The sequence below is a fragment of the Parerythrobacter lacustris genome, assembly GCF_024626475.1.
Classification (GTDB): Bacteria; Pseudomonadota; Alphaproteobacteria; order Sphingomonadales; family Sphingomonadaceae; genus Parerythrobacter_A; species Parerythrobacter_A lacustris.
In genome coordinates, this window is the sequence record NZ_JANKHH010000001.1 from 275,218 (window position 1) to 287,439 (window position 12,222).

The window sequence follows — 12,222 nt, forward strand, 5'->3', positions numbered from 1 at the left end:
ACCATGCCCGCAACCACCGCCAACTCAATCACCATCCATTACGACGACCACGGCGACCCGTCGCATCCGGTCGTCCTGCTGGTCATGGGTCTCGGCGCGCAGATGACGCTGTGGCCGATGGAGCTGGTCGAGGCGCTGGTGGCGCGCGGCTTCCGCGTCATCCGCTACGACAACCGCGATATCGGGCTCAGCCACAAGTTCGACGGGGCGAAGCATCCGGGCATCCTCAAGATGGTAATCTGGAGCAAGCTCGGGCTGCGGATCAAGTCGCCCTATTCGCTATCGGACATGGCGGCGGACGGGATCGGCCTGCTCGACGCGCTGGGGATCGATCGCGCGCATGTGGTCGGCGCGAGCATGGGCGGGATGATCGTCCAGACCATGGCCATCGAACATCCCGAGCGGCTGCTGACCATGACCTCGATCATGTCCACCACCGGCCACCGCAAGCTGCCGCAGGCGACGCCCGAGGCGATGAAGGCGCTGACCACCCGCCCCAAGTCGATGGACGAGGAGGTGCTGGTCGCACACGGCATGCATCTGTGGCGCACCATCGGCAGCCCGGCCTATCCGCTGAGCGACGAACGCCTGCGCGCCGATGTGCTCGGCGCGATTCGCCGCAGCACCTATCCGCAAGGCCTGCCGCGCCAGCTTTCGGCGATCATCGCCGACGGCGACCGGCGCGAGCGGCTGAAGCGGGTTTCCACCCCGACGCTGGTGATCCACGGTGAGGACGACCCCCTCGTCCCGCTGCCCGGCGGCGAGGATACCGTAGCCCATATCCCCGGCGCGAAGCTCACAACCTTCCCCGGCATGGGCCACGACCTCCCGCTCGAACTGGCGGAGCCGATGGCCGACGCCATCGCGGAGCACGCGCGGGGGGCGGCGGTGGCGGCTTAGGGGGCGAGGTTGGTTGCCAAAGCCCTCTCCCCTTGCGGGAGAGGGTTGGGAGAGGGGTCCGGAGCTATGCTCCGGCCTGCACCGCCGCAGCACCCTCTCAACTCCGGCTAGTCAGCAAGCTGCCAAGCCTCCGTACCTCTCCCGCAAGGGGAGAGAGGGAGCCATTGCCTTTGGGTCGAAAGCGGACGTTCTTAGGCTTCAATGTGAAGAAGCGAGGCAACGGGATTCGAACCCGCGCGGGTTCAACGAAACCCAGAGCACTCGCTCTCGGGTGGTGCCCGCAATCAGCCACTCTGCCACACCTCTGCGCAACGTTTGGCGATCAGGTGACGAGCTGTCACTTTCAGGCAATTTTTTGGGTGGAAAGTAAGCATCAACCTGTCGCCCTACTTTGCAATCTTCTCATTTCCAACGAAGCCAAACTCGATTCGATGTCTTAGAGACGCATAAGTTACTACTGATAGGAGGTTAAAATAATGGCCATAGAGGTCCATTCCGGCCGCGCCCGCCGATTCAAAAAGAATAGCGCCTCCTGAAACACGTAGCGCCGACCCAGGCAGAAAGCCGGTATGCGCCTCAAGCGCCCGCGCGTAGCTTTCTAGCGAATCAAAGTCATCGCGGTCCGGGAAACCCTCCCACAATCCAGCTTCCGCTAGTCGGACCTCGTGCATCATAAGCATTTCCGGTCGGGCCAGCTCTGAAACGAAGTCGGTGTAAGCGGCGAACATCGCACTGTCTTCAAACCTGAGAATCTCGTAACCAGATGCTTCCTTAATGCATGCGAAGTTATCTGAGGTCGCCCCAGCGGCTGGAGCGATGACAATTTCTATGCTCTGAAGGTAATCGGCGTATCTGACAGTGACCCCACCAAGATTGAGGCCACAGTCGAGCAATCTCTGCTCGATAACCCGCTCTTGCGACGGCAAAGGTTCGGGAGGTACGTCAATCATCAACGCATCCTAGCGCCAAGCCGAATGTCCGCAACGGGGTCTTTAGCGGACATCTGCCGCGACGCGCTCGAATTTCCCTCCAACAAATACCCACTGAACTTCATCGAATGGCCCAGTGCCTGAGTTGCCTTCGGACGTCTTGATGACAGCATTCCCTAGCTGGTCGCTGACTATCTCCGGACGCGCTCTAGAGCTAATCTCGGCGATGCGCTGGAGCCCACCCTCACTCGTTTGCCAGACATAAACGCGATAGGCTGAACCGCCCGACGCGAGTAGGAAAATGAGGTCATTCTGATCACGGTTAAAAAGGCCCAGCGGAACGTCAGCGATGCTCTCTTGTTCATCGAAAGGCTTCGAGCATCGCGCAACGCATTTGATGCTGACAGCGTAAGGCCCAGCATCGCGCCAAACCTCGATTAGGAATGTGCCATTCTCAGTCTCGTTTCTGAGGGAAGCGACCATTTCACGTTCGTCGCTGCACGCTGAAATGAGCAGGCAGAGAAGCAGGATAGAATGAGTTCGGGCACGCACTACTTCGCCCCTAAAACCCGCCCCAGCCGATCAGCCGTCCGGCGAGGATCAGCGCCATTGCGCCGAGGATCGAGGCGAGGCAGCCGGCGCGGTGGAAGCCTTCCTTGCCGCGGTGGGTGACGAGCCCGGCGAGCAGCGATCCGCCGACGCCGAGCAGGATCGTCGCCAGCCAGCCCATCTCGACCGCGCCGGGGTAGAAGAAGCGCGCCAACGCGCCGACGAACAGGCCGGCGAAAATGGCTCCGATGATATTGAACACGGCGTATCTCCCTTGCGACTGGCTATGCTTCGGGTAGCGGGCGAACGTCCTGTACCGCAAGCGCCTTGCGCTTCGCCTCGAGCTTCGGGTGGATATAGCCCCAGAACGCGGCATTCCAGGCGCCCGTCAGCCAGAACGCGTTGCGATCGGTCAGATAGGGCACTTCGAGCCACTCCGGCAGCACGACAAAGCGCGCGGTCACTGCGCAGCCGAGCGCAAACCAGATCGCGCTGACGATCGCGATCGCCCGTTCGTGGCGCATCGCGAATCGCAGCCATCGGTCCCATATTCCGCCCATTCGCAGCTTCTGCACGACAATCGCCGGATTCGAAAATTGCGGCACAGGATTCGATTGATTCAAACCCCTGCAATCCCCATTTTCCGGATATAAATTTTTTCACGGATTCATTTTTGGGCTTGCGTGTTCGCCAAGCCTAGGAATTCCGGCGCGTCGCTGCGTTGCACACAACTAACACACCGCGCTGTAACACCGCTGAAACATGGTTGATCACGATTTACCCTATTGCGCACGGGCCGGGTCTGATTCAGTATCTGGTTGTCGGGTCCCGGGGGCACCTACTAGATCGTGTTGTTTCGGCGGGCGCGCTTAAGGCGTGACGAAGGGCGATTCGGTCGGCCTGTGGAAAGGCGGGGGAGAAGTTTCCCTCATCCGGAACGCGAAAGAATGCTAGGCGGGTCGCTTCCCGCTGATTCGAACGGATGCGGAACATCGCGGCACAAGGCGATGGCCCAACAATGCAAAGAGGACGAGCGGGACACTATGGAATTCAGAACCGGGGACGAAGCAGCCATGGGGCTCCAGCTGGACATCGAATCGAGCGCAGCACCCGCCACGGCAGCACCCGCAAAGCAGAAGGTCGCGGTAGGCATGGACAAGGCCGACAAGGGCAGCGAAGCGCTGGTGGCCGCGAAGGCCGGCGAAGCCATGGCCGAAGCGGTCAAGGCCGCCGCCAAGCCGGTCGAAGACAGCAAGAAGGTCAACGACCGCCGCTTCGCCGTGGTGACGGACGAAAGCCGTGACGCCAAGCTGACCGATTTCGGCAAGGAAACGCTGATCGATCGCTACCTGCTGCCGGGCGAGACGTTCCAGGACCTGTTCGCGCGCGTCGCCGATGCCTATGCCGACGACCAGGACCATGCGCAGCGGCTGTACGACTACATCAGCCGCCTTTGGTTCATGCCCGCAACTCCGGTGCTGTCGAACGGCGGGACCAACCGCGGCCTGCCGATCAGCTGCTATCTCAACTCGGTCAGCGACAGCCTCGACGGCATCGTCGGCACCTGGAACGAGAATGTGTGGCTCGCGTCCAAGGGCGGCGGCATCGGCACCTACTGGGGCAATGTGCGCGGGATCGGCGAGCCGGTCGGCCTCAACGGCAAGACCAGCGGGATCATCCCCTTCGTCCGGGTGATGGACAGCCTGACGCTGGCGATTTCGCAGGGCTCGCTGCGGCGCGGCTCGGCCGCCTGCTATCTCGACATTGCGCACCCCGAGATCGAGGAGTTCCTCGAAATCCGCAAGCCGAGCGGCGACTTCAACCGCAAGGCGCTCAACCTGCACCACGGCGTGCTGGTGACCGACGCCTTCATGGAAGCGGTGCGGGCGGGCGAGAAGTTCGACCTCAAGTCGCCCAAGACCGGCGAGGTGCGCGGCACGGTCGATGCGCGCAGCCTGTTCCAGAAGCTGGTCGAAACCCGGCTGGCGACCGGCGAGCCCTATATCGTGTTCAACGACACGGTGAACCGGATGATGCCCAAGCATCACCGCGAACTGGGCCTCAAGGTCTCGACCTCCAACCTGTGCTCCGAAATCACCCTGCCGACCGGGATCGACCACCTCGGCAATGATCGCACCGCGGTGTGCTGCCTCTCCTCGCTCAATCTCGAGACGTGGGACGAATGGGCCGAGGACAAGACCTTCATCGAGGACGTGATGCGCTTCCTCGACAATGTGCTGCAGGACTATATCGACCGCGCGCCCGAAGAGATGGCGCGCGCCAAATACAGCGCGATGCGCGAACGCAGCGTCGGGCTGGGCGTGATGGGCTTCCACTCCTTCCTGCAGGCCAAAGGTCTGCCGATGGAAGGCACCATGGCCAAGGTGTGGAACCTCAAGATGTTCAAGCACATCAGCGGCAAGGCGGAAGAGGCCTCGCTGCTGCTGGCGCAGGAACGCGGCGCGTGCCCCGATGCCGAGGAAATGGGCGCGATGGAGCGGTTCAGCTGCAAGATGGCGATCGCCCCGACCGCGTCGATCAGCATCATCTGCGGCGGCACCAGCGCCTGCATCGAGCCGATCCCGGCCAATATCTACACCCACAAGACGCTGTCGGGCAGCTTCGTGGTCAAGAACCCCTATCTCGAGAAGCTGCTGCGCACCAAGTCGAAGGATTCGACCAATGTGTGGAACTCGATCCTCGAGAAGGGCGGCAGCGTCCAGCACCTCGACTTCCTCACCGACGAGGAAAAGGCGGTGTTCAAGACCAGCTTCGAGATCGACCAGCGCTACCTGCTCGAATTCGCCGCCGACCGCGCGCCGTTCATCGACCAGGCGCAGAGCCTCAACCTGTTCATCCCCGCCGATGTCGACAAGTGGGACCTGATGATGCTGCACTTCCAGGCGTGGGAGAAGGGCATCAAGTCGCTCTATTACCTGCGTTCCAAGAGCGTCCAGCGCGCCGGTTTCGCCGGCGGGGTCGAGGCGGACAACACCGCCGATGCCCCCCGCATCGAACTCGCGGCGGGCGAACAGACCGATTACGAGGAATGTTTGAGCTGCCAGTAACGGCCCCGGCCCGAACCCGGAGCCGCCGCCGCGCCGATTGATTTTGCCAAGGAAGTGTACCGATGTCCCTGCTCGAAGCCCGCAAGACCTACAAGCCGTTCGAATATCCGTGGGCTTACGACTTCTGGAAACGCCAGCAGCAGATCCACTGGATGCCGGAAGAAGTTCCGCTGGGCGAGGATTGCCGCGACTGGGCGCAGAACCTGACCGATCACGAGCGCAACCTGCTCACCCAGATCTTCCGCTTCTTCACCCAGGCGGATGTCGAGGTGCAGGATTGCTACCACGAGAAATACGGCCGCGTGTTCAAGCCGACCGAGATCAAGATGATGCTCGCCGCCTTCTCCAACATGGAGACGGTGCATATCGCCGCCTACAGCCATCTGCTCGACACCATCGGCATGCCCGAAAGCGAATACGGCATGTTCCTCGAATACGAGGAGATGAAGGCCAAGCACGATTATCTGCAGGAATTCGACGTCGATACCGACGAGAACATCGCCCGAACGCTGGCGATGTTCGGCGGCTTCACCGAAGGATTGCAGCTGTTCGCCAGCTTCGCCATGCTGATGAACTTCCCGCGCTTCAACAAGATGAAGGGCATGGGGCAAATCGTCAGCTGGAGCGTGCGCGACGAGAGCCTGCACTGCGAAGGCATCACCCGTCTGTTCCACGCCTTCTGCAAGGAACGCGACTGCCTGACCAAATCGGTCAAGGAAGACATCATGGACATGTGCCAGAAGACGGTGCGACTGGAAGACGCCTTCATCGACCTGGCGTTCGAGGATGGCCCGGTGCCGGGGATGACCGCGAAGGAAATCAAGCGCTACATCCGCTACATCGCCGACTGGCGGCTGGGCCAGCTCGGCCTGCCGAGCATCTACATGGTCGAAGACCACCCCCTCCCCTGGCTCGCCCCGCTGCTCAACGGGGTGGAACACGCCAACTTCTTCGAAACACGCGCGACCGAATATTCGAAAGGCGCGACCAAGGGCAACTGGCAGGACGTGTGGAGCACCTTCGACAAACGCAGCAAGGCCAAGGGCGTCGCCGCGAACGAAGCGGGCGAAGACGAGGGGCCGGATATGTTTGGCGATGCGGGCGGCACTGGGAGTGTGGCGGCGGAGTGATATGCTCAGTGATAAGCCCCCTTATGACCCGAGAGTTGTTGCGAATGAGCTGATCGATCTCGGGCTTGAGTTTGGCATCGCGATTACGCATCTTAGTTTGCAGAAGACGATCTATTTTCTGCATGAAAAACACTTGAAGGCTTTCGGCAAACCTCTTTGCGGTGGGCACTTCGAGGCATGGAAGCACGGGCCTGTCCACCCCCAACTTTGGACTTCTTTCAAAAGAGCTGGTGCTGAACCGATTAGGCACCACGCTTATGGGCTGGACATCTCAACGGGTGCCCTGAGAAACTTGCCGAAAATTGAGAATAAAACAGTTCGGCGGTTCATAGTTTCGGAAGGCTTGGCTCTTCTAGAGATGCCAGCGCCGAGATTGGTTGGTTTGTCCCATGCTCGCAATGGGCCTTGGGATCTTGTAACTACGATTCCCGGTGGAAAACGGGAGTTTGGTGCACGTATCCCGAACGACCTTATTGTACAAACCAAGAACGCAAGGATGATTCCGATTCGGAATGACGAAGTAGAGAATGAGGTATTCGATGAGCAGCCGCCTTCCTGAAACTGATCTCGCGAATTGGGGCTTTATGGAAACTTCGCAGAAGAGGTCTGCGCTGGAAACCTTTGTGAAGCCCAAGCAAATAGTCGGCTCTTACGAGCCTTTCCGGCGCGTATTCCCCGATGCAATCAATCAGCAATTTCCGTTGTTTGGCGAAGCACTATCCGGTTCAGCTTGGGACGAAGTTCAAAAACGTTTGGTTCGAGAATGCAAAGGCGATGCGCAACGCATCGCAATGAATAAGGCAATACTTTCATCTACCCATGCTTATGCGGTATCCAACGGAATCGCAGCGATGGGGTTAGACGTGACGCCGCTGCGCTTCTTTGGGGGGACATCTTACGGCTTCGGCCTTAATCTACTGATTCGCTATCATAGCCATGCTAGCATTGTGTTTTTGGATATGAGGAAGACGAACGGTCTGAGCATATCCGGCCGACGGTTCGTCTTCTCTGCGATGCACCATCGATTCCGTGAGGCTTATCCTGACCTCGTTTCTGCTGATCTCGAAATCTGGCGTTATAGAAACAACAAGTCTCGTGACCTGGTTTGTATGCGCCCGACAGGTGACCTTCTCGGCTGGGATGAAATGGTTCATGATGTCGTGGAGACTCATCAGATTTGGGAAAGTGTTCGTCGCGGCGGTAGCGATGAGCGGCGAGCATCGGGAACCTTTGGCCCGTTGTTCGACTAACCCCACCGCCCCTTCGGCACCGCGTAGCTATCCACCCTCCGTTCCGGCTTTTCGTGCCAGCTGACATTTACCGCCCATAGCTTCGGAAAGAAGAACAGCGAGGAATAGGGCAGTTCGGCGTCGATCCATTCCGCCAGCACCTGCCACCCGCCTTCCTCCGGATGGGCGTCGGCGAAATCGGGGATGACGATGCAGGCGGTCGCGCCCTTGTGGCCTTTGGCATCGAGCATATCCCAGATATGCCCCGCCGCGTTCGCCTCGTTGCTCGCGCAGTTGTAGCCTGCCTTGCCGGCTGCCTGCATGTCGCAGCCAAGCTGGTTGACCGCGCGGCTGCGATAGGCGCTGCGGATGGTGATGCGGCCCCAGCGTTCCTGGATTGGCTCGAGCAAATCCTCGCACAGCCGCGTTCCGACTTCGATCGCCAGATCGGCATCGTCGGGCACGTTCATCAGGCCGTGGAACTGTGCGATCTCCGAATGCAGCATGTCGCGCATGAAGAAATGCTTCGACAGCCGCACCCGCCCTAGCTTGTCGAGCGTGTCCACACTTGCCGGCTTGCGCATGGGATTTTCTCCGATAGATCAGCGTGATGCAGTATCTGACCGCCGAGTATGTCACCTACTACCTGATCGCGGTCAACTTAATCACCTTTGCCAGTTTCGGCTTCGATAAAGCGAGCGCCGAGCGGGGCGATCGAAGGACGCCGGAGCGTGACCTGTTGTTTTGGGCGCTGATCGGCGGAACACCTGCCGCCTATGCCGCCCGTGCGCTGTTCCGGCACAAGATCCGCAAGGAGCCCTTCAGTACCTATCTTCGGCTGTTGCTCTTCGGGCAGATTGCGCTGTTGACCTTCGTGCTCGTGACGCGGCTGATATGATCTCGCGAGACTACGACCTCCCTTAACACCACTCCCGCCGATACCCCTGCCATTCCTCCGCCAGCCCTTCGCGCACCAGCGTGTCGCCAACGCTTGCGCCGCCCACGTGCAGCTCGCGCAAGCGCCGGTCGTAGCGGTCGCGGTCGGGGCTGTCGGCGGGGTCGACCACCTGCACCGGGCCGCTGGCGAGCAGTTCGATCAGCCGCTCGGTGGCGCGTTCGCCGAGGCGTTTTTCCGCCGCGCAGGAGGGGCTGGAAATCTCGGGCGTATTGATATCCGACAGGCGGATCTTTTCGCCGTCGAGCCACACCGTGTCGCCGTCGACCACGCAGTTCGCCCGCGATCCGAAGCCGCAGCGGGTGAAGCGGATGGTGCGGCCCGGCTGGCTCGCACCACCGGGCTGCCCGGCAAAGCCCTGCGGCGCGGGCGCGGCTTGGCTCGCGGTCCCGGCGGGGCCGAACAGATACATTCCGCTCACCGCGCCGAGCATGGCGGCGGCTGCCAGCACCGGCAGCACCGGCAGGCCGTTCTCCTCCGGCTCGCGGGAAACCCACGGCGAAGGCCTGCCCCATGGCTTCTGGCGAAAGGGTACAACGGTGCGACGCATCGCCGCAGGCTAGGCGGCAAGGGCAACCAAATCCTTAAGGGGTGCTACCGGCTTGCCGCTAACCTGCGGCAGCGAAGGCCCCTCAGAACAACCACGTCTTCGGCCGCGGCATCGGGGTGCAGTTGCTGCTTTTCGCCAGCGACAGCACTGCGCGGACCATCACCCAGATCATGCCGAGCAGCATCACGCCCATCGCGCCGAACATGCCGAGGAAGATCGCGACGGGCGGCGGCTCGTTCGCAGGTGGTCCGCCGGCTTCGACCTGCGCGATCATCGTGAAGAAGGTGCCGAACCACACCGCGAAGAACCCGATTCCGAAGGCGAAGCCGATCCAGAAGGTGCGGATGAGATAGGTGTAGTGGGTCTTCTCCCACTCCTGCGCCTCGCGGTCGGCGCGCCAGACATAGGCGAGGATCACCCCGACGATGGCGGAAAAGCCGAGCACGATGTTGAGCACGAACAGCAGCCCGACAATAAAGGGGCGCTGCAGGGTGACCCCGGTGCTGGCGGGAGGTGACGCGGGCGGTGCTGGGGGCGGCGGTAGCGGCGGAGGTACCGCATCCAGCTGTGTCGTCTCATCCATCGCGCGCGTCCCCTGTTCCCTCGCGCCCGATGCTACCCGATCGCGGCGCGGGGCGGAAGGGGGCGGGTTCCGGCAAGGTCTGCGCGGCAAGAAAAGCCTTTCCTACAGCGCCCTATTCGTGGTCATGCTGCCGCATGAAAACCCCCGCCCCGTTCACCCATTCGTCAGCCGGACAAATTTATTCGCCACGCGCGCATTGTGCAAAGATAGCAATTTTATCCCGTACCCATTCGAGACCCCGCACCATGACCAAGAAGCTGCTCAGCCCCCGCATTCTGACCCTCGCCTTGGCCGCCTTTGCCGTCGCATCTCCCGTCGCCGCGCAGGAGCAGGGCGCGGGCGAGCAGTTCGCGGTCGTAACCGAGGCGGGCGATCCGGAGACACTCGCCGCGCGGGCGAAGGCGCAGGCGACGCTGCCCGAATGGCTCGGCGTGCTCGCCGCGCAATCGCCCGACCATGGCGGGATCCAGTTCCAGTTCGCGCTCGGCGGGCGCGAGTACATCTGGGTCGAGAATGTCGCGCGCGAGGGCGACCGGCTGACCGGCACGCTGGTGATGGCTCCGGTGGCGGCAGAGGGCGCCAAGGGCGACCGGGTCGAGGTGCCGCTGGCCGAGGTGACCGACTGGGCCTACTGGACCCGCGACGAGCGTGGGCAGGGTGTCGCGCACGGCTTCCACACCTACGAGCCGCTGTTCGCCGATATGCCGCCCGAGCGGGCCAACGAACTGCGCCGCCAGCTGGGCTGGGCGGAGAGGTAGCCCGCCGCTTCGCTTGATCGCCGCGCGCGGCTTCCTATCTCGGCTCCACCTCCCAATCCGCAAGAAAGCCCCTTTGCCCATGCGCACCGAAGACCAAGTCGCCGCCATGCAATGCCCCGTCTGCCGCGTCCCGCTGGCGATGAGCGACCGGCAGGGGATCGAGATCGACTATTGCCCGCAGTGCCGCGGCGTGTGGCTCGATCGCGGCGAGCTCGACAAGATCATCGAACGCAGCGCGCCGCAGGCGGCCCAGCCGCAGCGCAAGGCCCCGACCTATGCCCAGCACGGCGGGCAGTCGCATTCGGGCTACGGCCACGGCGCGAGCGGCTCGTATGGCAAACCGCACAAGCGCAAGAAGAGCTTCTTCGAGGAACTGTTCGACTAGGCGTTGGCTACCAGCCCCACGCCCGGGGCGGAGCGGCCACCGTCCGCGTCGCATCGAACTCGACCCGGAACAGCCGCGTCGGGTCGTTGCGCCGGGTGAGCTGGTAGGCGAATCGCGCGCCGGGGGACCCGGCCGGATCGGCCTCGACCCGCCAGACGTTGGTCAGCGAGGCGGATAGCCCCTCGCGCTCGAACAGCGCGATCGAGAAGGCGTCGACCGGGAAGTCCTGCACCTTCGCGGTGCCTGCCGACAACGTATCGCCGCCATACTGGGTGACGGCATCCTCGCTCCCGTCGGCATGGCGATGGTCGTGCTTGAGGCGGAGGCCATCGGGCGTGCGAGTGACCACCCAGGTGCGGCTGCGGTCCCACCCGCCGGGCTCTTCGTCGCTCGCGATGTGGAAGGCGACCGCGACCCGTGTGTCGCTGCATTCGGCCCAATGCGCGACCATCGCCTTGCCCGCCAGATCGGCGTCGCGCGCGTCGGCACTGACCAGCGCGCCGCTATAGGCACTGCCGCAATGGCTCGAGAGCGCCTGCCAAAACGCCTCCTGCGACGGCGGCAGCGCGGGCCCGTCGGGCGAATGGGCGCACCCAGCTAGCAGGGCGAGCGCGGAAGGAGCGAGGGCAGCAAGAGCGGCTGTGCGGTGGTTCATCGCACCCGCCTGCCACGTTGCGCGCCCTCGCGCCAGTCTCTTGCCTTGCGCACGGCCGCCGCCAGAAGCACGCGCGAATACCACCCATGGAAGCCGACCAGCACGCGGAAGGTCAGCCCTTCCGGGTGGCGCACGCCGCTGCCGAACCACAGCACGGTGCTTTCGCCCTTGGGCTCGGCCATCAGCCACGAGCACGTCCGGTTCTGGAAATCGCGCAACAGGATCGCGCTCTCGCTCCGCGCTTCTACCGACCATGCTGCGAAGCGGTCGCTGCGGCCTTCGGCCAGCGCGGCGATATCGGCGCGGCTGGCTCCCTTGCCGATCAGATGCAGCAGCATCCGCTCGGGCGTGAAAGCAGGGCTCGAGTAGAACGCCGCGATGAACGCGGTGAGCGACACCGGATGGGGTACTTCGGTGCGGAAGGCATCGCGATAGCATTCGGCGCCGCGATGCTGCGCGAGCAGGCTGTCAGCAGGCAGCGAAGCGCTTTCGATGCGGGTCATGGCGCGCTGCTAGGCGCTGCTCCGCCGC

The 12,222-nt window shown here is 62.6% G+C and carries 16 protein-coding genes; 8 read left to right on the top strand and 8 right to left on the bottom strand.

All coding sequences use genetic code 11. The annotated features are described in order from the left end of the window. Nucleotides 1-3 precede the first annotated feature (3 nt). Nucleotides 4-900, top strand: a complete 897-nt coding sequence (locus NSO95_RS01315; RefSeq protein ID WP_257594337.1) for an alpha/beta fold hydrolase — start codon at nt 4-6, stop codon at nt 898-900. Nucleotides 901-1,286: 386 nt separating this feature from the next. On the opposite strand, the gene NSO95_RS01320 is transcribed toward NSO95_RS01315, so the two are convergent. From NSO95_RS01320 to NSO95_RS01330, 3 genes are all read right to left on the bottom strand, one after another. After that, complete coding sequence (locus NSO95_RS01320) at nt 1,287-1,850, bottom strand: hypothetical protein (protein WP_257594338.1); 564 nt, start codon at nt 1,848-1,850, stop codon at nt 1,287-1,289. A 541-nt stretch (nt 1,851-2,391) separates the two neighbouring features. Further along, on the bottom strand, nt 2,392-2,640 hold the full coding sequence (locus NSO95_RS01325; protein ID WP_257594339.1) for a GlsB/YeaQ/YmgE family stress response membrane protein: 249 nt from the start codon (nt 2,638-2,640) through the stop codon (nt 2,392-2,394). A gap of 22 nt (nt 2,641-2,662) precedes the next feature. Next, complete coding sequence (locus NSO95_RS01330; RefSeq protein WP_257594340.1) at nt 2,663-2,983, bottom strand: hypothetical protein; 321 nt, start codon at nt 2,981-2,983, stop codon at nt 2,663-2,665. A 438-nt stretch (nt 2,984-3,421) separates the two neighbouring features. Between NSO95_RS01330 and NSO95_RS01335 the strand changes: the two genes are divergently transcribed. The 4 genes from NSO95_RS01335 (at nt 3,422) to socB (ending at nt 7,826) form a co-directional block, all read left to right on the top strand. Beyond that, complete coding sequence (locus tag NSO95_RS01335) at nt 3,422-5,446, top strand: ribonucleoside-diphosphate reductase subunit alpha (RefSeq protein ID WP_257594341.1); 2,025 nt, start codon at nt 3,422-3,424, stop codon at nt 5,444-5,446. A 62-nt stretch (nt 5,447-5,508) separates the two neighbouring features. Next, nucleotides 5,509-6,576 (top strand): ribonucleotide-diphosphate reductase subunit beta, encoded by a 1,068-nt coding sequence (locus NSO95_RS01340; protein ID WP_257594342.1) that lies wholly within the window; start codon nt 5,509-5,511, stop codon nt 6,574-6,576. 1 nt (nt 6,577) lies between these two features. After that, the gene (gene socA, locus NSO95_RS01345; protein ID WP_257594343.1) at nt 6,578-7,135 is read left to right on the top strand and encodes a type VI toxin-antitoxin system SocA family antitoxin; all 558 of its coding nucleotides are present in this window, start codon (nt 6,578-6,580) and stop codon (nt 7,133-7,135) included. Then, a complete protein-coding gene (gene socB, locus NSO95_RS01350; RefSeq protein WP_257594344.1) occupies nt 7,116-7,826 on the top strand; it encodes a type VI toxin-antitoxin system SocB family DNA replication inhibitor toxin in 711 nt (236 codons plus the stop codon). The genes socA and socB overlap by 20 nt, the downstream gene beginning before the upstream one ends. On the opposite strand, the gene NSO95_RS01355 is transcribed toward socB, so the two are convergent. Then, a complete protein-coding gene (locus NSO95_RS01355) occupies nt 7,823-8,389 on the bottom strand; it encodes a hypothetical protein (protein WP_257594345.1) in 567 nt (188 codons plus the stop codon). The genes socB and NSO95_RS01355 overlap by 4 nt on opposite strands. Nucleotides 8,390-8,415: 26 nt before the next feature. Here NSO95_RS01355 and NSO95_RS01360 point away from each other — a divergent pair, with 26 nt between their 5' ends. Next, nucleotides 8,416-8,703 (top strand): DUF1294 domain-containing protein, encoded by a 288-nt coding sequence (locus tag NSO95_RS01360; RefSeq protein ID WP_257594346.1) that lies wholly within the window; start codon nt 8,416-8,418, stop codon nt 8,701-8,703. 22 nt (nt 8,704-8,725) lie between these two features. Here NSO95_RS01360 and NSO95_RS01365 read toward each other — a convergent pair whose 3' ends face one another. Beyond that, nucleotides 8,726-9,310, bottom strand: coding sequence for a thermonuclease family protein (locus tag NSO95_RS01365; protein WP_257594347.1), 585 nt, complete (start codon nt 9,308-9,310; stop codon nt 8,726-8,728). An 82-nt stretch (nt 9,311-9,392) separates the two neighbouring features. Next, nucleotides 9,393-9,893, bottom strand: coding sequence for a hypothetical protein (locus tag NSO95_RS01370; RefSeq protein ID WP_257594348.1), 501 nt, complete (start codon nt 9,891-9,893; stop codon nt 9,393-9,395). A gap of 245 nt (nt 9,894-10,138) precedes the next feature. On the opposite strand from NSO95_RS01370, the gene NSO95_RS01375 reads away from it, so the two are divergent. Both NSO95_RS01375 and NSO95_RS01380 read left to right on the top strand, forming a co-directional pair. Then, a complete protein-coding gene (locus tag NSO95_RS01375; protein WP_257594349.1) occupies nt 10,139-10,651 on the top strand; it encodes a DUF2314 domain-containing protein in 513 nt (170 codons plus the stop codon). 79 nt (nt 10,652-10,730) lie between these two features. Next, entirely contained in the window at nt 10,731-11,036 is a 306-nt protein-coding gene (locus NSO95_RS01380) for a TFIIB-type zinc ribbon-containing protein (protein WP_257594350.1), read from the top strand. 7 nt (nt 11,037-11,043) lie between these two features. On the opposite strand, the gene NSO95_RS01385 is transcribed toward NSO95_RS01380, so the two are convergent. Together NSO95_RS01385 and NSO95_RS01390 are read right to left on the bottom strand one after the other, a co-directional pair. Next, on the bottom strand, nt 11,044-11,691 hold the full coding sequence (locus NSO95_RS01385; RefSeq protein WP_257594351.1) for a hypothetical protein: 648 nt from the start codon (nt 11,689-11,691) through the stop codon (nt 11,044-11,046). Beyond that, nucleotides 11,688-12,194: a hypothetical protein gene (locus NSO95_RS01390; protein ID WP_257594352.1), complete on the bottom strand. Its 507-nt coding sequence runs from the start codon at nt 12,192-12,194 to the stop codon at nt 11,688-11,690. Before NSO95_RS01390 ends, NSO95_RS01385 begins: the two co-directional genes overlap by 4 nt. Nucleotides 12,195-12,222: the final 28 nt, after the last annotated feature.

Excerpts from the sequence above, each read along its gene's own strand:
- NSO95_RS01360 (WP_257594346.1), top strand. The coding sequence starts at position 8,416 with ATGCAGTATCTGACCGCCGAGTATGTCACCTACTACCTGATCGCGGTC.
- NSO95_RS01370 (WP_257594348.1), bottom strand. The coding sequence starts at position 9,893 with ATGGATGAGACGACACAGCTGGATGCGGTACCTCCGCCGCTACCGCCG.
- NSO95_RS01385 (WP_257594351.1), bottom strand. The coding sequence starts at position 11,691 with ATGAACCACCGCACAGCCGCTCTTGCTGCCCTCGCTCCTTCCGCGCTC.
- socA (WP_257594343.1), top strand. The coding sequence starts at position 6,578 with ATGCTCAGTGATAAGCCCCCTTATGACCCGAGAGTTGTTGCGAATGAG.
- NSO95_RS01380 (WP_257594350.1), top strand. The coding sequence starts at position 10,731 with ATGCGCACCGAAGACCAAGTCGCCGCCATGCAATGCCCCGTCTGCCGC.
- NSO95_RS01375 (WP_257594349.1), top strand. The coding sequence starts at position 10,139 with ATGACCAAGAAGCTGCTCAGCCCCCGCATTCTGACCCTCGCCTTGGCC.
- NSO95_RS01355 (WP_257594345.1), bottom strand. The coding sequence starts at position 8,389 with ATGCGCAAGCCGGCAAGTGTGGACACGCTCGACAAGCTAGGGCGGGTG.
- NSO95_RS01365 (WP_257594347.1), bottom strand. The coding sequence starts at position 9,310 with ATGCGTCGCACCGTTGTACCCTTTCGCCAGAAGCCATGGGGCAGGCCT.
- NSO95_RS01320 (WP_257594338.1), bottom strand. The coding sequence starts at position 1,850 with ATGATTGACGTACCTCCCGAACCTTTGCCGTCGCAAGAGCGGGTTATC.
- NSO95_RS01390 (WP_257594352.1), bottom strand. The coding sequence starts at position 12,194 with ATGACCCGCATCGAAAGCGCTTCGCTGCCTGCTGACAGCCTGCTCGCG.
- NSO95_RS01335 (WP_257594341.1), top strand. The coding sequence starts at position 3,422 with ATGGAATTCAGAACCGGGGACGAAGCAGCCATGGGGCTCCAGCTGGAC.
- NSO95_RS01340 (WP_257594342.1), top strand. The coding sequence starts at position 5,509 with ATGTCCCTGCTCGAAGCCCGCAAGACCTACAAGCCGTTCGAATATCCG.
- socB (WP_257594344.1), top strand. The coding sequence starts at position 7,116 with ATGAGCAGCCGCCTTCCTGAAACTGATCTCGCGAATTGGGGCTTTATG.
- NSO95_RS01315 (WP_257594337.1), top strand. The coding sequence starts at position 4 with ATGCCCGCAACCACCGCCAACTCAATCACCATCCATTACGACGACCAC.